This window comes from Sporosarcina sp. P29 (assembly GCF_002743265.1).
Classification (GTDB): Bacteria; Bacillota; Bacilli; order Bacillales_A; family Planococcaceae; genus Sporosarcina.
The window spans coordinates 16,638-39,013 of the sequence record NZ_PDYX01000013.1 but is presented as its reverse complement, the minus strand read 5'-3'; the positions used below and the strand labels follow the sequence as shown (position 1 = coordinate 39,013).

The following is a 22,376-nucleotide window of genomic DNA, read 5'->3' as shown; positions in this document are numbered from 1 at the left end:
AGTCATGATAACATTTTTCAGACTTCTATTGATATCGTTAGCTGTCGCATAAAACTTCGAATTTTGTCCATTCTAGTCAGTAGGAGGTGGACGAACATGACGAATAAAAATAATAAAAAAACCATGAATGAACGGACACACAACCCGTTGAATACGTATGAAAATAAAAACAAAGAAGCGAGTAACAGTAATAATCAACATCCGGAGGGGCATTCATTAGAAGAGTTTTCTGCAGAGTTTGGATCTAGGCCCAAAAATAAGAAGAAGAAAAAATAAAACAACTGCCGCTTTCTAATCTTTAGAATGGCGGCAGTTGTTTTATTTTATACCTCTTCAATAATCTTGTAATGACGTCTTCCATACCAATTCCCTACCTTATTGTATACAGAGGCAAGTACTTGCTGGAATAGCATACCCAAAACGACAGGCATTGCGACTTTCGCCGGGAAGAAAGTCGTCGCTATTACAACACCTGTAGCGATATTTCGCATACCCCCAACAAACATGAACGTCGTAGCAATTATTGGATCCTTCCATAGTACATGCGCGATCCATAAGGCAGTTGCATAGCCCGTTAACGCTATGAACAATACTAGAGCAATAATACCGACAAGTTCTAAAGAAACCTTCTGTACATAAGGCGCTACGGCACTACCATTGATTGCAACAATCGCAAATAGACTTAATTTAGAAAATGGAGCTAAATAGGGGCCCCATTTATTTTGGATGCTTCCCTTTGATAGTTCATTTAACGTAATACCTAGTATGGTAGGTAGTACAATCATCCAAAGTAAATTAAGTATTAGTGACATCGTATCAATTGTTACATTTTCTCCTACGACGAAATATAGAATAGCCGGTAAAATAATAGGTGCCAGTAATGTATCAATCAATATGATAGATAAGCACAAAGGCAGATTACCTTTCGAGATAGTTACCCAAATTACACTCGTAACACCCGTCGGAATAGCTACCGACAACACAAAACCTACCGTCAGTAAATGATCATCAAAAAAGATTGTGGATAAAAAATAAGCCCATGCAGGCATTACTATATGCAAAAAGGCGATGCTTGCAAGCACTACGGCAGGATACTTCCTTACCATACGAATTTCTTTAACATTCATACCAAGACTACCTACGAACGTCATAAACGCAAACAGCCAGGAGACGATAAATAATAACTGCTCCCCTACTTGATGAAACAATACACCTATAACTAAGCTAAGAGGTGTCAAGATGGCAATCCATCGTTGTAAAAAGGTATTCAATTTACTAAACATATAATTCCCTTCTTTACTAGCCTGACGTCATAGTTGATATAGTCGTATTCTAGCATAGTAGATTGTGTGAAAAACAATACTCTATCTTAAAAATAAAAAGAGATATAAAAAAACCGCAGCAATAAATCGCTACGGGTGTTTGATGACGAAATTATTTTGTGTATGAAAGAACTGCATATTTGCTGAAGTTCTTCATTGCATCTGTCGCTTCTGCTTTTTCAGCATATTCAAAAATACGTACGTTTGCTTGATCGAATAAAGTAATTACCCACATGTTTTCCAGTCTCCTTTTAATTTGTATTCATTTATCAATAGGTAAGTCAGTGCTTAGTATGTGTATGTTAAAACTGCGTAATTGTTAAAGTTCTTCATTGCGCTAGTTGCTTCTGCCTTCTCAGCATATTCAAAGATCCTCACGTTTTCTTGATCAAATAATGTAATAACCCACATGTTGTCAGTCTCCTTTTAATTTGTATTTATTTATCAATATAAAAGCCAATGCTTAGTATGTGTATGTTAGGACTGCGTAATTGTTAAAATTTTTCATTGCTTTTATTGCTTCGGCCTTTTCAGCATATTCAAAGATTCTTACGTTTGCTCGGTCAAACAATGTGATAACCCACATATTGTGTAGTCTCCCTTTTGTTTGGCAGCATACTTCCTTGAATGGAATCTGCTAACCAATTTCTTTTGTTACTCTTATCATACTCTGTTCTACAACAAAAGAAACCGCCATGTGAAACATTTCACAATTTATTCAAAGTCAAAACGCTTACATATGTCATAACTGTGTCTGCAAACGTTTTCTTATAAGTGAAATGCAATTTATGCATGTTTTAAAAATATAATTTGATTTTTTCATCAACACAAAATTACATCCTTCGACATACTCTGTGAACTGGTATCTTCAATTATAAATATTCCAATTCAATATACATGTAAAAAAACGTAGCGATGTATGCTATGGATTAAAGTACTAACTGCTTATTTCGTATAAGTTAGAATGGTATATTCACTGAAATTCTTCACGGCATTCATAGCTTCTATCTTCTCCGCATACTCAAATATTCGTACGTTTTCTTATTCAAATAAAGTAATGGTCGCTTTGTGAATTCTAGTCACAATTGGTTTAGCCGTTTGCTCACATTTCTGTTGAACACAAAAAGTGTTGATAGACATATACTATGATGAAAACATAAAGAAAGGGATGAGTTCAATCAATCAACCTGTTTCTAATTTCATGTTAGTGTTTTGGTATCAACCAATGTATGTATGGCCTTGTTTCAATTTTTATCCTACACATCAAATGAATCAAGCTGAGTATCCATCTGTACTAACACAACGTCGTCAAACAGATTTTGGTCCTACGCCCTTCACGATCAATATAGAAGAGGCAACCAAACGAAACCAAACGTTCCGCACTGCATTATGGACCGGTGACCATTTGCAACTCACACTTATGAGTATTTCACCTGGAGAGGATATTGGTTTAGAAATACATCCGCATGTTGATCAATTTATTCGGCTTGAGGAAGGGCAAGGTATTGTTCAGATGGGGAGTAGAAAAGATCAAGTAGATTTCGAGCGGCACGTTCAGGATAATGATATTATTATTATTCCAGCTGGTACTTGGCATAATCTTACGAACACTGGTGCTGTGCCCATCAAATTATATTCTATTTATGCGCCACCAAATCATCCGCGCGGTACGGTACATGAAACAAAAGCTATTGCGGAAGAAATGGAGTCCACACATACTACTCACAAGACAGATATGTAGTCATCTAAAGTGCACTGTTGCTGTGATAGTAAAAGATAAAAGACAAGATACCCATTTACAGGGCATCTTGTCTTTGTTACTTCTATTCATAGTGTATAACTTATCATAAAAATAATAAGGCTAAGCTAACAACGATAGAAATTGAGAGCGCAATTTTACTTAACAGCACAAGTTCTTCACTTCTGAACTTTATAACAACTGCTAATATAGCTACAATCCCCATTGCTATCGCTAATGTTCTTTGAACTGCAAAGTTTGTAGGGAAAGTTGTAAACGCTAGGTAAGATAAAAGTAGGCCAAACACCATATTGACTATGATTATACTGTTATTAGATTTACTTTTATACAGTAACACTTGAATCCCTATTGCTAAGACTATTAAAATTATATACATAATTTCTAATATGCCTAATGCCATTTGAGTACCCTCCCTCCTATTATAATGAACTAATTCAGTAATTGTAACATGATGTCGATATTTACGATAATTCTGCATTAGTTGTTTCTTTATTTATTCATATTCAGCACCGGTTTTGACTTGTCCATGTTTTTATGTATGCATTCATCTGAATGAGGTCGAATATATTGAATTTATTATAACTTGTAAAAGGTTTAGGACTCGCCTGATGTTTGAAAAAAAGGTCAAGTGAAAGTCGGAGAATTCATTAATAAAATAAAATCGGATAAGGACTTTGCATCTCAGTTTTCGAAAAATCCTGTAAAAGCAGTTGAATCAATCATTGGAGTTCAACTTCCCGAGAAACAAATTAATCCAATCATTGACGTCGTTAAAGCAAAAATTTCTTCCGACAAAGTAGAAGGTCTTATAGGAAAAGCAAAAAATCTGTTTTAATCTATTCGTTAAAAACAATTAGGACCCTACCTCTTATTAATCTCTGAGGGATAAGGTCCTTCTTTCGTTTTGTCAAGCACTTGTGATTGGATTATCATCACTATCTCTAAACTACAACTATATCAAATCTATTTCCTATATTTACAGAAACGCACCTCATTTAATATTTAGACTTCTGTTAGTTTAATAACATTATTATTAAAATTGTATAGGTTCACGGCGCTTTATCTTTTTCAATGATTCCATTCATATTTCAAAAAACATCTTGTAGCTTATGTTTACTTAAATATAACAAAGGGTCAGACCCCCGCCATGCTAACAATTTAGCGTGGCGGGTGACCGACCCTCTCAACCTTAAATAATTCATTCAAATAATGATTCATAAATATCCTCTCAGGATCGAGCTTCTCTCTAACCGCAAGAAAATCTGATAGCTTAGGATAAAGTGTTAACAAATCTTCCTTTGTTCGAGTATGCATTTTCGCCCAATGGGGTCTGCCGTCAAATTCTTGCATAATTGATTCCATATCATGAAAGTATTCTTCGTAGGGCATTCCTTTGTACATATGGAAAGCGATATAGGCAGAGTCTCTCTGATAGGAGGGGCTTATCCATATATCATCTGCCTTCACTGTCCTACATTCGATAGGAAAATGAACTTCGTGCTTTTTTGTTACGATACACTCTCGAACTTTCTCCATGGCAGGCTTTAAATTTTCTAGTGGTATGCAGTATTCCATCTCCCTAAATCGAACTAATCTCGGCGTTGCAAATAATTGATAACTATTAGCTCTTTTAGTCGAGGTGCCCACTCCTTTTGCAGACATTCTGCTGAAAAACCGACTACTCTTTGGATATATTCTACATGTTTCTGAGAAGATAAAGAACAAATAGTTTTCTAGTAATAGATTTTTAAAATGATGAAGTGCCATTCTCTGAGGTTTTTGTTCAATGATATTCATCGTCTTCACTTGAACGAGATCTGAATATGGAAACAAATAAAATTCAAAATGGCGGTTTGACTTTATGAGTTGTTCAAGTTGCTGTTCAAGTTCAGTAAATTCAATTTTCCGACTCTTGTATTCGTAGATTGGACAAGGAATAATTTTTATGGTGACTTTTACGATAATGCCAAGAAGCCCCAGTGATACAAGACACGCCTTAAAATATGTAGGGTTGCTTTCTTCTGAGATGGTTAGAATTTCACCCGACCCGGTTACTAATACAAGCTCTACTACTTGGGTTGAAATGTTTCCAAATGCTACCCCTGTGCCATGGGTGCCTGTAGAAATAGCTCCTGCTATGCTTTGTACATTCACATCCCCTAAATTTTCCTGCGCATACCCTAGCTTACCTAATTCTTCACCTATTTGAAACAAACGGGTCCCACCAAGTACTGTGGCGTAACATTCCTCTTCATTTATGGACTCGATCCCACTTAACTGATCAAGAGAAACTAGCCACTCACTGGTCTGAACTAAACTTGTAAATGAATGTCCAGCACCTACTACTCTTATTCTCTTATTTTGTTTTGAGGCTTCTTTTACGAGCTTGCAAACGTCTTCAATTGAGGTTGGGTAAAATATATTCTCGGGAGTACTTTCACTTGTATGTGCCCAATTCTTCCATGTTTTTCTCTCATCCTTTTTCATCATATAAAACATACTCCCTCTCCTCGATATGTTTTATGCCGCCCAACTATTTGTTGGTCAGATAGACATACAATCTCTTGAAAGCGTTCACAAACTTCTCCCGCTTTTGCAGCACGAAAAATAATGGCATCTCCAATTTCCAGAGTTGCATTTTCATAATGTACCGGTGTTTGAACCTCGCCTGCTCCTTCTAAATCAAGCAACTTCCCGCCTACCGGATATACTGGCTGCGGTTCCTTATCCTTACCGGGTGGCCCCGATGATACATACCCTCCACCGTGACAGGTGTATATATTGGGCGCAGGTTTTCGAACAATAGGTAAAGCGTAAAACAATGCCGGCTTGTATAAAAAGCCATTATAATAATCAAATAGCTTTGGTGAATAAAAACCAGATCCTACTGCAACCTCTGTAACAACATCTTCTTTAGTCGTTGAATCGAGACTTCCAGTACCGCCTCCATTAACTAATGGCAGTGAAAATCCCTCTTGTCTTAGTGCATGAACTACTTTGTTTCTTCGCTCTTCTACTTCCTTAATTGATTTCTTTTTCAAGAATTCTATAACACTATTTTTCAACCGTTGAGAAGGGACTTTATCTCCTACCCCTGCAATTTGAGCTTCATAGCCCATTATTCCAATGAGCTCTAGGTTCTGTAATTGTTTAATTTTTCTAGCAAGCTCTAATACTGCTATAGAATCTTTCAGTGGCGATCTTCTTACACCAAAATGAAGATTAAAAAAGGTTGTGCTCATGTCAACATCAATACAAAGATAAAAACTCCCCTTTGTTTCCTTAGCAATATGATTGAGATGGTCAACATGCTCAGCTGCATCTACCATACAAATAATATTTTTCCCTTTAGAGTTCAGAATTGAAATATCAGATAAGGCTTTTTTGTCCCAGCAAGGATATGCTATTAAAATATCGTCCAATCCTTTTTCAACAAGAAAAACGGCTTCCTCTGGGCTGTAGCACATTACCCCTTGGAACACAGAACTGGAATCTAAAATTCTCTTAATAACCTCTACAGAACGAATAGATTTTGTAGCGATCCTTATCTTTTTTCCATTACCATAACTTGCTATTTGTCTACAGTTCTCCTCAAAAGCAGGCAGATCCAACAGCAAAGCTGGAAGTGAAATTTCTTCTGGTATTTTATTGGAATGCATATACTTCACCTCTCTTTCATTACTCATCATTCTATTCTTTTAGTATAATATTAATACCATGCCACGTAAATATCTTTCTATTGCAATTTATTTGACAAATAACCCGATTCCCCTATAGTACAATTAGAAAGACTTCGCAAGCACCGCTCTAAGTCGTCCTTTTACGAAGAAAATATATATGTTGAGCAATATATCTAATAGTGTTTTCATCAGATGTTTTAACGTCTACTTTTTATTAAAAGATGAAATTATAAAGGTAATAAATTTTATTGACATAGGTTCCATCATGTTAAAAAGTAACTATATTTTTGTTAAATAAACTCGGTTCCAGTACGTCAAAAAATCCCTCGGAACATTCGTCCGAGGGAACATAAAATATACTTTCTGTTTATCTAAAATCTCCAAATATCATTGCTACCAACTTATTTCAACTCTATCAACGCCACGCACTCGACATGACTACTATGCGGGAACATATCAACCGGTTGGACTTCCTTCGTGCAATAGCCACCATCTTCTAGAATGCGTAAATCCCGCGCCAATGTTCCTGGATTACAAGACACATACACAATCTTCTTCGGTTTATACGTTAAGATGGTTTCTAATAATTTTTCATCGCATCCTTTACGTGGTGGATCGACGACTAATACATCAAACTCTTTACCTTGCGCGTACCATTTTGGAATAATCTCTTCTGCTGGCCCCGCTTCAAAATGAGCGTTAGTAATATGGTTTAGTTCAGCGTTACGCTTTGCATCTTCTATCGCCTGTGGCACTATTTCGACTCCGTATACTTCCTTTGCTTGTTTAGCCAAGAATAATGTAATCGTTCCGATCCCACAATACGCATCTACTACTGTTTCATTTCCAGTCAAGTTCGCATAATCAAGTGCCTGTTGATACAACACTTCCGTTTGTACAGGATTTATTTGGTAGAAAGAACGTGCTGAAATCTCAAATTCAGTTTCTCCAATCCGATCAATAATGACATCTGTACCATATAGCTGGATCATTTCATTGCCCATGATGACGTTCGTATTCGCTGTATTCACATTTTGCATAATAGATGTCACATTCGGTAAGTGTTGCTGAATTAATTCGACTACCGCGTCTTTTTGCGGGAATTTTTTATGTCGAGTTACGAGTACAACCATCACTTGACCCGTCTGACGTGCTTTTCTTACGATCAAGTGACGAAGCATGCCTTTGTGTGTATGTTCATCATATGTATCGATACCAAGCTGTTGAAGCTTATACTTAAGCATCGTCATCAGTTCGTCTGCTTCTTTCGTTTGGATTAGACAAACATCAGTATCCACGATGTGATGTGTACGGGCTTTATAGAAACCTGAAATTACGCGGTCATTTTCCGTATCAAATGGTATTTGTGATTTATTGCGGTAACGCCACGGATCATCCATCCCTTTTACTACATGCACAGGTACGTCAGGAAGCTTAGCAATCCGGTCCATTACATCGCGAACAGATTTACGTTTCTGAATCAACTGGCTTTCATAAGATATATGCTGCAATTGGCAGCCTCCACATGTCGGGAATACATGACAAGGGGGTGTCACACGGGATGCGGATGGTTCCACGATATTTAGTAACTTGGCGAAGCCGTATTTCTTCAATGTCTTCAAAACATGGACATCGACTGTTTCCCCAGGCAATGTTCCTGGAATGAATAGAGGATAGCCTTCTACTTTCGCTACGCCCGCTCCATCATGTGTTAGATCTTCTATAGTCACTCGAATTTTTTCATTTTTATTTACTGCAAAGCTCATGATTTTTCCTCCATCTTTCAGATACTTCTAGTGTACCATGGGAAGCCAAAGAAAAAACAGACGGATTTACACGTCTGTTTTTTCACTATTTTCAAATTCGTTTTTTGTCACTGCATCATCTTTTAAAACCACAAAGAACGATAGTACGATACCCGCGATGATAACTAAAAAAGGTGCATAGAAAATCAGAAATTCATTCATCTTAATGCCCCCTTATGCATGATGATTTTCTTTTCCTTTTACATATTCTTTATTGAATAGGAACATACGTAATAGTAAATAAAGCGATGGAATTAGCAGAAACAATCCACAGATGAACGCAATGATTAAAGCGATTGCCATTGCTTGGTTCGTAAAGCTATCGTAAATAGTCAAGTACGGGTAGAGCAAATATGGATAATGCGATGCACCATAACCAAAGAAGGCGAATATGAATTGTCCCATTAGTAATCCAAATGCCACACCATACTGACGCTGTTTCCATATGAGGAAAACCGTACCTAGGAACAATAGGAGCGATATCAGGAACATTGGCCAGAATGTTTGGATGCTTTCGTAATGTAGCGGATTATGCTTACGTAATTCAAATATAATCCCTCCAGCTGCGATGATCGTTGGCACTGCCCAAATAAGCGCGTATTTCCTCAAAAGTTGTGTCGCCTCGTGATCTCCTGCTTTATTGGCATACCATGTCAAAAATGCTGATGAAATATACAGTGTTGCTGCAATGCTAAGTACCACAATTGACCAAGTGAGCGGGCTAGTGAATAACTTCCAGTAATCTAAAACTGGCTGTCCATTCACTAATTCAATAAATCCACCTTCAGAAATTGTCAATACGATTGATAGTGAAGCCGGTAGTAATAAACCCGTCGAACCGTAGGCAAAAGAGTATCCTTTATGACCACGCGCTCCATACGTCTCAAATGCATAGTACGAACCTCGGACTGCCAGAAGAATAATGGCAAAACTAACCGGGACTAACAATGTGGTGCCATAATAAAAAGCGGTTTTCGGGAAGAATCCAATAATCCCTACGAAGAAGAATACTAGAAATACATTTGTCACTTCCCAAACTGGTGACAAATAGCGCTGAATGACATTAGTCAATATTCGTTGTCGACCCGTAAATAAACTGTAAGCGTTGAAAAATCCTGCTCCAAAATCAATCGCGCCAATCATAATGTAACCAAACAAAAATATCCACAATACCGTAATCCCTAGTATTTCAATATTCATCGAATGTCACCGCCTTTCTCCTGCTGCCGATCTATGATTTCTTGTTCTACAGGATTCCGGATGAACATTCTCCTTAATACAACCACACTACCGATACCGAGAACTAGATAAAGAAGTGCAAAAAGTACAAGCATAGTCGGTACTTGCCCACTAGTTGTCGCACCTTCTGAGGTGCGCATTATATTGCGTAGTATCCACGGCTGACGACCTACTTCTGCTAACCACCAACCTGCTTCAAGTGAAATAAATACGAGTGGCCCCCCTATAACGATTAGCCATCGGAATAAGCGAGACTGGACAAAGGACCATCTTCGCCACATACCAATCCAGTAGACAGCCGACAACATCATCAATAGCATTCCAATGGTTACCATAATATCAAACAGGTAATGGATATATAATGGGGGTGTATCTTCTTCAGGATACTGATCCAATCCGACGACTTCAGCACTAGGTACACCATGCGCTAAAATAGAAAGTGCATACGGTATTTTAATGGCATATTTAACTTCTCCATCGTCTAACACGCCATACAAAATTAAAGGAGCATTTTCTTCCGTCTCAAAATGCCATTCAGCCGCTGCTAGCTTTTCAGGTTGATACTCCGCTAAATACTTACCTGAAAAATCACCAATCAGCGCTGCACTCACACTAAAAATGAATCCCACTTTCAAAGTTAGGTATAAAGCTTTTTTATGGTAGACATGATTCGAACCACGCAACAAACGAAACGCGGCAATGGCTGCCAACAAAAAGGCAGACGTCATATAAGCTGTCCCAACCACGTGTGCCACTTTTGTCGGCATAGCAGGATTAAACATTGCCACAAGTGGATTGACGTTAATCAATTCACCATTAACTAAATTAAAGCCTTGTGGTGCATTCATGAAGGCGTTTACAATGGTAATGAATACTGCGGAGAATGACGCTCCGAGCGCGACTGGAATAAGAAGTAGAAAATGTTTCTTTTGATTCTCAAAGCGATCCCATGTATATAAGTAAATGCCGAGGAAAATCGCTTCAAAGAAGAAGGCGAATGTCTCCATAAATAATGGTAAGGCAATCACATTTCCAGCCAGCTCCATAAAATTAGGCCATAATAGAGAAAGCTGCAACCCAATTGCTGTTCCCGTCACAACCCCAACAGCAACTGTAATGACGAAACCGCGTGCCCAACGTCTAGCCAACAAAATATAATGCTCATCGTTCTTCTTGATACCAACCCATTGGGCTAGCATAATCATAAGTGGGACACCCACCCCAATTGTTGCATAGATAATATGAAACGATAATGTTAGTTCAGTCAATATTCTGGAATAAAAAACTGGATCCACACAGGCCACCTCCTCTTTTCACGAGAATAATCTTCCAACAATAGATAATAACATTATACCCGCGACAATAAATGCCAACCACATCAGACGCTTTTCTTGTCTTTTATACACACCATCACTCCTTGCATAGTTCTATTTTAGGGTTTCCCTTAAAACTCATTAAAATAACCTATTTAAAACAATTTGTTGAAATTTAGACGTATTTTCATATTCATAGTACGTCTACTTGTTGTATACTAATCGATTAACCCATTTTACTTGTAATTAGTAAGGATTTAAAGTATAATTAATTAACTATTGAGAGGTGAAAGTCAATGAAAAGAGTAAAAAGAAAAGTATTAGCGTATATTACAAAAGGGGAAGGCAGACACCGTAAATTGCTTGTTTATGAGCAAAAGGATCAGCCTGAAGCAGGTTTACAAGTTCCTGGTGGTACAATCGAACGCAACGAACTATTATTGGATGCATTATATCGAGAAATCGAAGAAGAATCCGGTATCGTGCGTGATGAACTTATACTAGAAGGTAAAGTTAAAGCTTCAAAATACTTCCCAGAAGACAAAAACGTAATTTATGAACGTACGATTTTCCATTTTTCTTATCTAGGAGAAAACAAGCACGAATGGGAATATATCGTAGAAGGTGAAGGTAAAGACGCAGGTCAATTATTCAGTTATCGTTGGATGCCGTTGCAAGAAGTGCCAAAGTTAGCTGCTAAACAAGGAGAAGCGATTGAATACATTTAATATCGACCTGATACGATGCGTATTGCATCGGGCTCACCCAATTAATTTTTCACAATAAAAGACTATTCCATCCGAACGTTAGAACTTCGACTGGAATAGTCTTTTTACTTTTTCTTTTATTTGATTTGTTTGGCTTGATCCTGCGGACGTAGTTTCTGTAAAGGTACGAACATTTCGACATGTTGATATAAGTTTTGGAAAGTAGCAGGCAACACTCCACCGTATTCTCCATCCAAATTCAATAATACCTCGTCTTTCGAAGTCACAACAATTTTTTCCGCTTTCGCCGAAACAACTAAAGGATCATCCAAATGTTCTCCACGAGAAGCTAATGTAACCACACGAATAAATTCTGCAATATTGCATTTCTTTAAAATAAGCAAAGTGAAATATCCATCGTTAATACTGGAGTTAGGTGCTAATTTCTCAAAACCACCAACTGAGTTAGTCAATCCAATCAAAAACATCATGGCTTCTTCATCAAATACATTTCCATCATACTCAATACGAAGATGACTGGAGTGTATAGAAGGCAACATTTCAATTCCTTTTAAATAATAAGCCAACTGACCAATTACTGTTTTCAAACGGCTTGGTACTTCATATGTCAATTCCGTCATTCGGCCGCCACCCGCGATATTAATAAAATAGCGATCATTCATTAAACCTACATCGACTGGAATAGAATCTCCTTGGCAAATAATATCTACAGCGTCATCAATTTCTCTAGGAATACGTAACGCTCTAGCAAAATCATTCGTTGTACCCATAGGAATCAAACCGATTTTTGGACGTTTATCAAAATGTCCGACACCCGCAACTACTTCATTGAGCGTCCCATCGCCACCAGCAGCAATAATCACATCGAATCCTCTGCGAACCGCGTCTCGCGCTGCTACAGTTGCATCACCTTCGCAGCTTGTAGCATGAGCGGATGTTTCATAACCCGCTTTCTCCAATTTTTCGAGGACTTCTGCTAAATGTTTACGGAAGACTTCTCTTCCTGCAGTAGGATTATAAATAATGCGTGCACGTTTCATACACTTTCCCCTCGATCCTTTCGCGTCTGAAATAAGTCAGACCTCTACCATTTTCAAATGGTTTCTTGCAAATTGTTACTTAGACATTTGTAAAACAGGAAGCCACGTCGAACGAATGTCACTATAAACAGCAAGCCAATTTTCGGGCTTAGATGTATATTCAGACATCAACTGAGAATAAAACACTTTTTGCTTCTCTTCAAAATCAGATGCATCTTTAGTCGGTAACTTCGCGCGAACATCCATCACATACTTCTGAAGAACCGGTGCCCGTGGTCCCCACTTTTCGACTACTTCACCTGCTGCATTTAATAGTAGGTACATCGGAATCGAACGCCCACCATTCGTCAAATATCGGTCAATCAGTTCTGGATTTTCATCCCTCAACACAGCGCGAACATCTATATTGGCAGCTTCCGTAATTTTTCGAAGGATTGGATTATTCAGCATTGCATCGCCACACCAGTCCTCTGTAATGACTAATATATGGGGTTTCTTTTCTCTCAGCAATTCAATAAATTCATCATCCTGTGGTACTTCAAATGCATTATAGATCAAAAAACTGTTTTCCTTATGTGTTTCCATTTTGTCCATATACGTTTGAAGTGATACAGCATCTTCAAAATATTGTTGTTCTGTTTTCAATATAATCCCCCCTGTTTCACTGTGTAAGTTAACGTGGAAAAACGTCCAGGATCAGACTATTTTGGCCTCTCCTGGAACGTTTTCATTGGATTGATAGATTAACGTTTCTTGATCTCTTCCATCAATAATTTATTTACAAGCGGCGGATTGGCTTGTCCTTTTGTTGCTTTCATAACTTGTCCAACTAAGAATCCAACTGCACGATCTTTACCATTTTTAAAGTCTTCAATAGATTGTTCATTATTGTCCAGGATCTCAGTAATGATTGTACGTAATGTACCTTCATCTGAAATTTGAACAAGTCCTTTTTCTTTGACGATATCAGCAGGATTTCCACCTTTTTTCACGAGATCAGTAAATACTTTTTTCGCGATTTTAGAAGAAATCGTACCATCTGTAATCAATTTTACAAGTTGTGCTAAGTTTTCAGGTGTCAGCGGAGTATCATGCAGTTCTTTCGATTCTGCATTTAGATAAGCTGATACATCCCCCATCAACCAGTTAGAAGCCAATTTGGGTTCCGCTCCAGCTTTTACGGTTGCATCAAAGAAATCAGACATTTCTTTCGTCAACGTTAATACGTGTGCATCATATTCTGGAAGATCCATTTCGGATACATAACGTTCTTTACGCGCATCCGGTAACTCAGGAATTTCATTACGAACACGATCCATCCATTCTTGTTCAATATGAACGTCCGGTAAGTCTGGATCGTTAATGAAACGATAGTCATTGGCACTACCTTTGATACGCATCAATACTGTATCGCCAGTTGCTTCATCGTAACGACGTGTTTCTTGTTGAATGGTACCGCCAGACAATAGGATCTTTTCTTGACGTGCTACTTCATTCGCAATACCGCGGCGAATAAAGTTGAATGAGTTCAAGTTTTTCAATTCTGTTTTTGTTCCGAATTTCTCTTGGCCAAATGGACGTAATGAAATATTCGCGTCACAACGAAGTGAGCCTTCTTCCATACGGACGTCAGAAACGCCTGTGTATTGAATGATCGCTTTTAGTTTTTCCAAGAATGCATAAGCTTCCTCAGGTGAGCGGACATCTGCTTCTGTTACGATTTCGATTAGCGGTGTACCCTGACGGTTTAAATCGACCAATGAGTGGCCGTTTTCAGTGTGCGTTAATTTCCCTGCGTCTTCTTCTAGATGTACACGCTCAATACGAATTTTCTTTTTCTTGCCATCCACTTCAATTTCAATCCAACCATTCGCTCCAACAGGGCGCTTGTCCTGAGTGATTTGATATGCTTTTGGGTTATCTGGATAAAAGTAATGCTTACGATCGAAGTTCATAATCGGCGCGATGTCACAGTTTAATGCCATGGAAGCTTTCATTCCGTATTCGATTGCTTTTTTATTTAACGTAGGTAAAACACCTGGATATGCGATGTCTGTTACGTGAATGTTTTTATTTGGCTCTGCACCGAAATGTGCGGGTGCAGGAGACATAATTTTAGTATCTGTTTTTAGCTCTACGTGGATTTCTAATCCAACAATTGTCTCAAAGTTCATGATTATTTCCCCTCCTGAATCGATGGAGTACGCTTGTGGAAATCTGTAGCTTGCTCATAGGCATGAGCGACTTTGTACAATGTTTCCTCGTCAAAGTGTTTACCCATGATTTGCATTCCAACCGGTAGTTCGTTAACGAAACCACATGGTACCGATAGTGCCGGACGACCTGTTAGGTTAGCTGGCACAGCCAAGACATCATTAGCATAATGAACGAGCTGATCTCCACCAGTTTCGCCAAGCTTAAATGCAGTTGTAGCAGCAGTTGGTCCGATGACTACATCATACTTTTCAAATACCGAATCAAAGTCTTGCGCAATTAACGTACGTGTTTTTTGTGCACGCACATATACATCTTCATGATGATCCGCACTCATTGCATACGTACCGAAAATAATACGTTTTTTTACTTCGTCGCCGAATCCTTCTTGACGCGTACGGAAATATGCTTGCTCCAAGTTCTCAGCATTTTCTGTGTGATATCCATAACGCAATCCGTCAAAACGTGAAAGATTGGATTGTGCTTCCGAAGAAGAGATTACATAATACGTAGTGGGCGCGTATTGAATATGCGGTAATTCCACTTCTTCACAAACCGCACCAAGTGATTCCAATACAGCAATTGCTTCTTTTACTGTCTTCGCGATTTCTGCATCCACACCTTCACCTAGATAAGGTTTGGGAACTGCAACTTTCAACCCTTTAATATCTCCTGTAAGTGCTGCTGTGAAATCAGGAACTGCTTTTGCGGAAGATGAACTGTCATTGTAATCTTCTCCTGCGATTACGCTAAGCAATAATGCATTATCTTCTACCGTGCGTGACAGTGTACCGATTTGATCGAGTGAAGAAGCGAATGCTGTTAAACCAAAACGTGAAATACGACCGTATGTAGGTTTCATTCCAACAATTCCACAGAATGCAGCTGGTTGACGAACCGAACCGCCAGTATCTGACCCAAGAGAAAGTGGAACTTCTCCTGCTGCGACTGCCGCTGCAGAACCACCTGAAGAACCACCTGGTACATAGTCTGTATTCCAAGGATTCAATGTATTGCCGAAATAGGATGTTTCTGTCGTGGATCCCATTGCAAACTCATCCATATTGAGTTTCCCCATATTAACTGCACCCGCGGCTTCTAATTTTTCTATAGCTGTAGCATTATAAACGGGTACGAAGTCTTCCAACATCTTACTTGCACATGTTGTCGTCATATCTTTTGTTACAATATTGTCCTTAATACCGATTGGAACTCCAAAGAGACGTCCGCGTGTATCTGCAGCCTCTTGATCAAGCTGTTCCGCACGTTTCGTTGCTTCTTCCTTTGCAACATGAATGAACGCGTGAATTTTCTCTTCGCGTTGTTCAATCGTTTGTAATGTTGCTTCTGTTACTTCTGTAGCAGTAACTTCCCCTTTTTGTAAAAGAGCTTGAAGTTCTGTTGCTGTTTTACTAGTTAACGTCATCACTTTTCCTCCTACTATCATTGTGCCATGAATGGTATTCTATACTGCGAATTCGATTATAGGATATCTGGAACCTTAATAAGTCCGTCTTCCTGATCTTCTGCACTGGCTAGCATTACTTCACGGTCCAAGATATCTTTTGGCTGATCTTCACGTAAGACGTTGATCATAGCAACAGGATGTGTCATAGGCTCTACACCTGTTACATCTACTTCATTTAAATTACTTACACTTTCAATCAAATCTGCTATTTTAACAGAGAAATTTTCTTTGTCTTCCTCGGAGAGGCCAATACGGACGAAATCCGCAAAATACTTGACGTCTTCTTTCGAAAATGTTGTCATACATCGTTCCTCCTCATTTTGCAATCGTACAATTAATCATACCATTTAATCAGTTTCTTGGAAAGTTCGTGTTACCACCTAAAATATGTCAATATCCATAGACGTGTACAAACGGTTCTTCTCGATCATTATCATTGACAATTAACACTTCCGGTCCATTAACTGACGTTACACTTACTTCGATGGGTACATCTTTAAAATGTGTTTTAACCAACGAAGTCAAGTATTGTGAAAATCCAATCAGCTCCGTCTTGCCGAAAAATTGTATAGGAATTTCTACACGTAATGAATGTAGTTTCTGATCTTTATAGAAAGCTGTTCCAATGACATTCACAAAACTTGGGAAGTAATCATCAATGTCTTGTTTGAAGTTCTTGAATGTCGTATTTAAGTCACGATAATTCCCTGTTGATGAAGACGCGGGAAGTAATACATACTGCTCATCTACTTCTTTCCAACCAGTGAATTCATTTTTTCCTTTTGCAGCAAATGAAGTGGCAAAATATGTGCCTGGTACTATATCGTTTCGACTTTCTTGCTTGAACAATCCAACTGCTATTGGTATATCCGCAAGCTCGGGGTTACTGCGCAACCTACTTAAAATAATATCAGCCATCTTCTTACCTTTTTCTTCGATTGTTTTATCATCAATCCGGCGTTCATTGCCTTCACGTGGATAATAAATCGAATTCATTGCTAGTCCAATAGTAATGCCAGCCAATTTCACTTTTTTATCGTCGGTCATCTGTAAATAGTTTTGCTCGACGATATGCGCAAGATAAATCGGTGCCTCATCCGCAATTTGGGCCGGTGACATATCATCAGTGATTGCCGGATTGAGACCTGCTTCAAAGTTTGATTTTCTGGAAATCCATTGCTTCGCAGTATCGTGGTCTATATACTGACCCTCCTGGAAGAAATAATCTTTAGGGTCATAATACAATGAAGACAGGCGCAATAAGCCTTCCTCGGTTTCCTGAATATCGTACTTCGTATTGAGGTTATTGACTACCAACCCTCGGCTTGCGCTCTTTTTAAATGGAACCGGTGTCCGGTAGTACTCTTTTTTAACTTGAGCATCAGGAATGAGCACCATTTCCTGCTCACTTTCCTCTGTTTCCTGTACTGCTTTTTCCTGATCATCGCTCGGCGCCGGTACACATCCTGTCAGCAAGACTGCCGACAGAATTCCCGTTATAAGCCACTTAGTCGTTCTTTTCATTCGTATCCACTCCAAGGGCATCAAGCATAGCTTGTTCATCCCAAATTTCAATCTCTAATTCTTGTGCTTTCGTCAATTTGGAGCCTGCATCTTCGCCGGCAATGACCAGATCCGTTTTCTTACTGACACTGCCACTAACAGTCCCGCCAAGCGATTCAATCTGTTCTTTAGCTTCTCCACGGGTCAATTCTGTGAGCTTTCCTGTCAATACGATCGTTTTTCCAGCAAAAGGTCCAGTAGTTGGCAACTCTTCACGTGTGGCACCTTTATAAACCGTATTCACGCCATAAGAACGTAACTTGTTCATTACTTCCTGAACTTCTTCTGTACTAAAGTACGTTGTCACAGAATCAGCAACAATCGCACCGATTTCAAAAATATTTACAAGTTCTTCTTCTGTTGCTTGTTCTAATGCATCGAGGGTACGGTACTCTTCCGCTAAGATTCTTGCGACTTTTTCACCGACATGGCGAACGCCCAACCCAAATAGCAATTTTTCTAATGAATTCTCTTTGGACTGTTCAATAGCCGTCAAAATATTCGTTGCGGACTTCTCTCCAATCCGTTCCAAGCTCAATAGCGACTCTTTCGTTAACGTATATAAATCGGATACATCTTGTACCAAATCAGCTGTATACAATTGTTCAACCAGCTTTTCTCCAACACCCTCGATATTCATTGCTCTTCTTGAAACGAAATGGATTAACGCTTCTTTCATCTGCGCAGGGCATTTAGGATTCACACAACGCAGCGCCACTTCTCCTTCAATCCTCACAAGTTCTGAATCGCATACAGGACAGTTATCAGGCATATGGAAAGGTTCTTCTTCACCCGTCCGCTGTTCTTTCAATGACATGACGATTTCAGGAATGATATCGCCAGCCTTTCGCAACACGACGTGATCACCTATACGAATATCTTTCTCACGGATCAAGTCTTCGTTATGCAAAGATGCTCGTCCTACTGTCGTACCTGCTACAAGAACCGGTTCAAGAATTCCTGTTGGTGTCACTACACCTGTCCGGCCTACACTTAACTCAATATCTAACAGTTGTGTATGCACTTCCTCGGCAGGGAACTTATAGGCAATAGCCCATTTAGGACTCTTTGCTGTATAGCCTAGTTGTTCCTGCGATTCGAAGTTATCAACTTTTATTACAATACCATCAATTTCATAATCGAGGTTTAGTCTATTTTCCGTCCAGTAGGCAACGTATTCCAATACTTCTTCAATCGTCGTACAACGCTTACGTTCCTTATTCGTCGTCAATCCTAGCTCATCCACTTTATTGAGCGCATCCAATTGACTATCCAAGCCATATACTTCCGCATCACCGCCTACCGCATAAATGAATGTAGCTAAATTTCTGCTCTCCGCTACTTTTGAATCCAGTTGACGAAGTGATCCCGCAGCTGCATTTCGTGGATTAGCAAAAGGCATTTCCCCTGCATTATCACGTTCTTCATTTAATTTAACAAACGAATTCTTCGGCATATACGCTTCGCCACGCACTTCAATCGTTAAGGACTCATTCAATTCATGTGGAATTGAGTCAATTGTTTTTAAGTTGGCTGTAATGTCTTCTCCAACTGCACCGTCTCCACGAGTAGCACCTTGTACAAGACGACCTTCTTCGTATTGCAATGAAACAGCAAGACCATCAATTTTCAGCTCACATACATAAACAGTATTACCAGTTGCTTCTTTCACTCGTCTATCAAAATCCCTTATCTCTTCTTCATTAAATGCATTTGCCAAACTTAGCATCGGATGCCTATGAGTAACTTTCTTGAATTCCTCAAGTGCCTCTCCATCCACTCGCTGTGTTGGTGAGTCTGGAAAAATCAAGTCAGGATGCTCTTTTTCAATTGCAATCAATTCTTGCATTTTTTCATCGTATTCTGAATCCGGAACGATAGGCGCATCCAAATCGTAATAAGCATGGCCATACTTATGTAGAAGGTTATTTAGCTCCTCTACCCGCTTCTCTAGTTTTAGAACATCATCCATCTATTTTCCACGCTCCTTAGGGACGCTTTATTCTTTTTCAATCGGTGCAAATTTGGCTAATAATCGCTTGATTCCTACTGGATTAGGGAATGCAATGTCCAGCTCCATATCATCTGCTTTACCTTTAACACTCACTACCGTTCCAATTCCCCATATTTTATGGGACGCCTTGTCTCCTGGCTTCCACTGCATTTTCTCTCCGCCACTTTCATTATAAACTGGACGTTTAACTGCAGGTCGTTTGGCTTTTGCTTTGGGTGCTTGAGCGAAAGGTACACTCATGCCATTCCCATCTGCCAACAGCTCTGTCAGTTCTTCCGAGATTTCATTGAGGAAACGAGATGGTTGATTAAAGTTTGACTTACCGAACAACATCCTGTGACCTGCACTCGTCAGGTAAAGGCGTTGTTCCGCCCGTGTGATTGCCACATACGCAAGTCTTCGTTCTTCTTCCATTTCTTCCGGATCTGCAAGTGCACGAATGTGCGGGAATATGTTTTCTTCCATGCCAAGCACGAAGACCACAGGAAATTCCAAGCCTTTTGCAGCGTGCATCGTCATTAGGACGATTTTTTCAGTGGAAGTGTTCTCTTCTTTATCCAATGTATCAATATCCGCTACTAAAGCGAGGTCAGTCAAGAATGCAACAAGTGAAGGTTCTTCCTCTTCTTCTGCTGCACGTTTCTCAAACGCTTCTGTGACCGATAAAAACTCTTCAATGTTTTCAAGACGGCTTTCTGCCTCGATTGATTTTTCTTTTTCCAACATCTCACGATAACCCGATTTATCAATGACTTCTTTCACTAGTTCGGTGATTGATAAAAACTCTTGCATTTGAGTAAATCCATTGATTAGTTCATGGAATTTCACCGCTTCCGTTAATGCTCTTTTCGGTAAGCCCATGAAATCCACTTCCTGCAATGAATCAAACATGGAGCGGTCATTTTGTAATGCAAACGTAGCCATACGTTCGAATGAAGTAGCACCGATGCTTCGTTTCGGTTCATTAATGATTCTTGCTAACGCTAGGTCATCGTCGTTATTCGCAATCAGACGTAAATAGGCAAGTAAATCTTTAATCTCTTTTCGATCATAGAACTTCGTACCGCCTACAATTGTGTAATCAAGATTTGACTTCAATAAGTATTCCTCAATTAGACGGGACTGTGCGTTAGTTCGGTATAGGATGGCAAATTGATCCAATGTTAAACCGAGTTTTTCTTTCAACTCGATAATTTGTTGGACAACAAATTGTGATTCGTCTTTTTCATCGCGCGCTTTATAGATCGAGATTAATTCGCCTTCGGGGTTATCTGTACGTAATTTCTTATCATAGCGACTTTTATTATTGTCGATCACTTCATTTGCTGCTTGCAAAATCCTCTTGGTGGAACGGTAGTTTTGCTCTAAAAGAATGACATTCGCTTCTTTATAATCTTTTTCAAAAGATAGTATGTTGCCTATATCCGCACCACGCCAGCGATAGATTGACTGATCGGAGTCACCTACTACGCAGACATTACGGAATTTTGAAGCCAGCATTTTGACGAGACGATACTGCGCATTGTTTGTATCTTGGTACTCATCCACATGAATATACTGAAATTTATTTTGATAATACTCGAGCACTTCAGGAACTCGTTCAAACAAGACTGTTGTCATCATAATTAAGTCATCAAAATCCATTGATTGATTCTGACGCAGTTTTTTAGTATAACGATCGTAAATATCTGCTACTGTACGTTCATGAGGATTTTGAGGATTTGAATTTTTACGGAATTCAATTGCATCAATACATTCGTTTTTCGCATTGCCAATAATTCCGAGCATTGCCCGGGGATCATTCTGTTTCGGGTCGAGGTTCAGTTCTTTCAATACACGTTTCATTGCTGTCATTTGATCAGCACTGTCAAGGATAGTGAAGTTTTTAGATAGGCCGATTCGATCTACGAACCTGCGAAGAATTCGAACGCACATCGAGTGGAAAGTTGAAACCCACATACGTTCTCCAGAGCCTGGACCCAGTAATCCATCAATTCGGTCACGCATTTCACGTGCCGCCTTATTTGTAAATGTAATGGCTAAAATATTGGACGGATACACTTGTTTTTCTACAACCAAATACGCAATTCGGTGTGTTAATACACGAGTCTTTCCTGAACCGGCACCCGCCATAATAAGCAACGGTCCTTCAGTCGTTTTGACTGCACGCGCTTGCTCAGGATTCATGCCTTTTAGTAAATCATCCGATAGTTTATTCATATTAGTACCGC

The 22,376-nt window shown here is 39.1% G+C and carries 22 protein-coding genes; 4 read left to right on the top strand and 18 right to left on the bottom strand.

The window, feature by feature from the left end:
* The first annotated feature begins 96 nt into the window (after nt 1–96).
* The gene (locus tag CSV68_RS11625) at nt 97–276 is read left to right on the top strand and encodes a hypothetical protein (protein WP_099634786.1); all 180 of its coding nucleotides are present in this window, start codon (nt 97–99) and stop codon (nt 274–276) included.
* Between the two features lie 47 nt (nt 277–323).
* Here CSV68_RS11625 and CSV68_RS11620 read toward each other — a convergent pair whose 3' ends face one another.
* The 3 genes from CSV68_RS11620 to CSV68_RS17540 form a co-directional block, all read right to left on the bottom strand.
* Nucleotides 324–1,283 carry a bile acid:sodium symporter family protein gene (locus CSV68_RS11620; RefSeq protein WP_099662224.1) on the bottom strand — a complete coding sequence of 320 codons (960 nt, stop codon included), beginning with the start codon at nt 1,281–1,283 and terminating at the stop codon, nt 324–326.
* Between the two features lie 151 nt (nt 1,284–1,434).
* Nucleotides 1,435–1,557, bottom strand: coding sequence for a hypothetical protein (locus CSV68_RS17545; RefSeq protein ID WP_255397466.1), 123 nt, complete (start codon nt 1,555–1,557; stop codon nt 1,435–1,437).
* A 53-nt stretch (nt 1,558–1,610) separates the two neighbouring features.
* Complete coding sequence (locus CSV68_RS17540) at nt 1,611–1,733, bottom strand: hypothetical protein (RefSeq protein ID WP_255397648.1); 123 nt, start codon at nt 1,731–1,733, stop codon at nt 1,611–1,613.
* Between the two features lie 856 nt (nt 1,734–2,589).
* Between CSV68_RS17540 and CSV68_RS11615 the strand changes: the two genes are divergently transcribed.
* Complete coding sequence (locus tag CSV68_RS11615; protein ID WP_233192912.1) at nt 2,590–3,063, top strand: cupin domain-containing protein; 474 nt, start codon at nt 2,590–2,592, stop codon at nt 3,061–3,063.
* Between the two features lie 103 nt (nt 3,064–3,166).
* On the opposite strand, the gene CSV68_RS11610 is transcribed toward CSV68_RS11615, so the two are convergent.
* Entirely contained in the window at nt 3,167–3,481 is a 315-nt protein-coding gene (locus CSV68_RS11610; RefSeq protein WP_099634789.1) for a hypothetical protein, read from the bottom strand.
* Nucleotides 3,482–3,709: 228 nt separating this feature from the next.
* Here CSV68_RS11610 and CSV68_RS11605 point away from each other — a divergent pair, with 228 nt between their 5' ends.
* Nucleotides 3,710–3,916, top strand: coding sequence for a hypothetical protein (locus CSV68_RS11605; RefSeq protein WP_099662222.1), 207 nt, complete (start codon nt 3,710–3,712; stop codon nt 3,914–3,916).
* A 323-nt stretch (nt 3,917–4,239) separates the two neighbouring features.
* On the opposite strand, the gene CSV68_RS11600 is transcribed toward CSV68_RS11605, so the two are convergent.
* The 6 genes from CSV68_RS11600 to CSV68_RS11580 form a co-directional block, all read right to left on the bottom strand.
* A complete protein-coding gene (locus tag CSV68_RS11600; RefSeq protein ID WP_099662247.1) occupies nt 4,240–5,568 on the bottom strand; it encodes a D-arabinono-1,4-lactone oxidase in 1,329 nt (442 codons plus the stop codon).
* On the bottom strand, nt 5,568–6,740 hold the full coding sequence (locus CSV68_RS11595; RefSeq protein WP_099662221.1) for an amino acid deaminase/aldolase: 1,173 nt from the start codon (nt 6,738–6,740) through the stop codon (nt 5,568–5,570). The genes CSV68_RS11600 and CSV68_RS11595 overlap by 1 nt, the downstream gene beginning before the upstream one ends.
* A 422-nt stretch (nt 6,741–7,162) precedes the next feature.
* Nucleotides 7,163–8,527, bottom strand: coding sequence for a 23S rRNA (uracil(1939)-C(5))-methyltransferase RlmD (gene rlmD / locus CSV68_RS11590; RefSeq protein WP_099662220.1), 1,365 nt, complete (start codon nt 8,525–8,527; stop codon nt 7,163–7,165).
* Between the two features lie 66 nt (nt 8,528–8,593).
* A complete protein-coding gene (gene cydS / locus CSV68_RS17535; protein ID WP_255397660.1) occupies nt 8,594–8,728 on the bottom strand; it encodes a cytochrome bd oxidase small subunit CydS family protein in 135 nt (44 codons plus the stop codon).
* A 12-nt stretch (nt 8,729–8,740) separates the two neighbouring features.
* Complete coding sequence (locus CSV68_RS11585) at nt 8,741–9,766, bottom strand: cytochrome d ubiquinol oxidase subunit II (RefSeq protein ID WP_099662219.1); 1,026 nt, start codon at nt 9,764–9,766, stop codon at nt 8,741–8,743.
* Nucleotides 9,763–11,100, bottom strand: a complete 1,338-nt coding sequence (locus CSV68_RS11580) for a cytochrome ubiquinol oxidase subunit I (RefSeq protein ID WP_199175028.1) — start codon at nt 11,098–11,100, stop codon at nt 9,763–9,765. The genes CSV68_RS11585 and CSV68_RS11580 overlap by 4 nt, the downstream gene beginning before the upstream one ends.
* A 314-nt stretch (nt 11,101–11,414) precedes the next feature.
* Between CSV68_RS11580 and CSV68_RS11575 the strand changes: the two genes are divergently transcribed.
* A complete protein-coding gene (locus CSV68_RS11575; protein ID WP_099635282.1) occupies nt 11,415–11,846 on the top strand; it encodes an NUDIX hydrolase in 432 nt (143 codons plus the stop codon).
* 116 nt (nt 11,847–11,962) lie between these two features.
* Here the strand turns inward: CSV68_RS11575 and CSV68_RS11570 are convergent, their stop codons facing one another.
* The 8 genes from CSV68_RS11570 to pcrA form a co-directional block, all read right to left on the bottom strand.
* The gene (locus CSV68_RS11570; RefSeq protein ID WP_099662217.1) at nt 11,963–12,886 is read right to left on the bottom strand and encodes a diacylglycerol kinase; all 924 of its coding nucleotides are present in this window, start codon (nt 12,884–12,886) and stop codon (nt 11,963–11,965) included.
* A gap of 75 nt (nt 12,887–12,961) precedes the next feature.
* Complete coding sequence (locus CSV68_RS11565; protein WP_099662216.1) at nt 12,962–13,531, bottom strand: thioredoxin family protein; 570 nt, start codon at nt 13,529–13,531, stop codon at nt 12,962–12,964.
* A 98-nt stretch (nt 13,532–13,629) separates the two neighbouring features.
* A complete protein-coding gene (gene gatB / locus CSV68_RS11560; protein WP_099635285.1) occupies nt 13,630–15,060 on the bottom strand; it encodes an Asp-tRNA(Asn)/Glu-tRNA(Gln) amidotransferase subunit GatB in 1,431 nt (476 codons plus the stop codon).
* Nucleotides 15,061–15,062: 2 nt separating this feature from the next.
* A complete protein-coding gene (gatA, locus tag CSV68_RS11555; protein WP_099662215.1) occupies nt 15,063–16,526 on the bottom strand; it encodes an Asp-tRNA(Asn)/Glu-tRNA(Gln) amidotransferase subunit GatA in 1,464 nt (487 codons plus the stop codon).
* 56 nt (nt 16,527–16,582) lie between these two features.
* Nucleotides 16,583–16,870, bottom strand: coding sequence for an Asp-tRNA(Asn)/Glu-tRNA(Gln) amidotransferase subunit GatC (gene gatC, locus CSV68_RS11550; RefSeq protein ID WP_099635287.1), 288 nt, complete (start codon nt 16,868–16,870; stop codon nt 16,583–16,585).
* An 88-nt stretch (nt 16,871–16,958) separates the two neighbouring features.
* Complete coding sequence (locus CSV68_RS11545; protein ID WP_099662214.1) at nt 16,959–18,092, bottom strand: CamS family sex pheromone protein; 1,134 nt, start codon at nt 18,090–18,092, stop codon at nt 16,959–16,961.
* Nucleotides 18,076–20,103: an NAD-dependent DNA ligase LigA gene (gene ligA, locus CSV68_RS11540; protein ID WP_099662213.1), complete on the bottom strand. Its 2,028-nt coding sequence runs from the start codon at nt 20,101–20,103 to the stop codon at nt 18,076–18,078. The genes CSV68_RS11545 and ligA overlap by 17 nt, the downstream gene beginning before the upstream one ends.
* Nucleotides 20,104–20,130: 27 nt before the next feature.
* Nucleotides 20,131–22,365, bottom strand: coding sequence for a DNA helicase PcrA (pcrA, locus tag CSV68_RS11535; protein ID WP_099662212.1), 2,235 nt, complete (start codon nt 22,363–22,365; stop codon nt 20,131–20,133).
* Between the last annotated feature and the right edge of the window lie 11 nt (nt 22,366–22,376).

Excerpts from the sequence above, each read along its gene's own strand:
- CSV68_RS11575 (WP_099635282.1), top strand. The coding sequence starts at position 11,415 with ATGAAAAGAGTAAAAAGAAAAGTATTAGCGTATATTACAAAAGGGGAA.
- cydS (WP_255397660.1), bottom strand. The coding sequence starts at position 8,728 with ATGAATGAATTTCTGATTTTCTATGCACCTTTTTTAGTTATCATCGCG.
- CSV68_RS17540 (WP_255397648.1), bottom strand. The coding sequence starts at position 1,733 with ATGTGGGTTATTACATTATTTGATCAAGAAAACGTGAGGATCTTTGAA.
- CSV68_RS11570 (WP_099662217.1), bottom strand. The coding sequence starts at position 12,886 with ATGAAACGTGCACGCATTATTTATAATCCTACTGCAGGAAGAGAAGTC.
- CSV68_RS11545 (WP_099662214.1), bottom strand. The coding sequence starts at position 18,092 with ATGAAAAGAACGACTAAGTGGCTTATAACGGGAATTCTGTCGGCAGTC.
- gatA (WP_099662215.1), bottom strand. The coding sequence starts at position 16,526 with ATGACGTTAACTAGTAAAACAGCAACAGAACTTCAAGCTCTTTTACAA.
- CSV68_RS11620 (WP_099662224.1), bottom strand. The coding sequence starts at position 1,283 with ATGTTTAGTAAATTGAATACCTTTTTACAACGATGGATTGCCATCTTG.
- CSV68_RS17545 (WP_255397466.1), bottom strand. The coding sequence starts at position 1,557 with ATGTGGGTAATTACTTTATTCGATCAAGCAAACGTACGTATTTTTGAA.
- CSV68_RS11610 (WP_099634789.1), bottom strand. The coding sequence starts at position 3,481 with ATGGCATTAGGCATATTAGAAATTATGTATATAATTTTAATAGTCTTA.
- gatB (WP_099635285.1), bottom strand. The coding sequence starts at position 15,060 with ATGAACTTTGAGACAATTGTTGGATTAGAAATCCACGTAGAGCTAAAA.
- CSV68_RS11600 (WP_099662247.1), bottom strand. The coding sequence starts at position 5,568 with ATGAAAAAGGATGAGAGAAAAACATGGAAGAATTGGGCACATACAAGT.
- ligA (WP_099662213.1), bottom strand. The coding sequence starts at position 20,103 with ATGGATGATGTTCTAAAACTAGAGAAGCGGGTAGAGGAGCTAAATAAC.
- pcrA (WP_099662212.1), bottom strand. The coding sequence starts at position 22,365 with ATGAATAAACTATCGGATGATTTACTAAAAGGCATGAATCCTGAGCAA.
- rlmD (WP_099662220.1), bottom strand. The coding sequence starts at position 8,527 with ATGAGCTTTGCAGTAAATAAAAATGAAAAAATTCGAGTGACTATAGAA.
- CSV68_RS11595 (WP_099662221.1), bottom strand. The coding sequence starts at position 6,740 with ATGCATTCCAATAAAATACCAGAAGAAATTTCACTTCCAGCTTTGCTG.
- CSV68_RS11585 (WP_099662219.1), bottom strand. The coding sequence starts at position 9,766 with ATGAATATTGAAATACTAGGGATTACGGTATTGTGGATATTTTTGTTT.
- CSV68_RS11625 (WP_099634786.1), top strand. The coding sequence starts at position 97 with ATGACGAATAAAAATAATAAAAAAACCATGAATGAACGGACACACAAC.
- CSV68_RS11615 (WP_233192912.1), top strand. The coding sequence starts at position 2,590 with ATGAATCAAGCTGAGTATCCATCTGTACTAACACAACGTCGTCAAACA.
- gatC (WP_099635287.1), bottom strand. The coding sequence starts at position 16,870 with ATGACAACATTTTCGAAAGAAGACGTCAAGTATTTTGCGGATTTCGTC.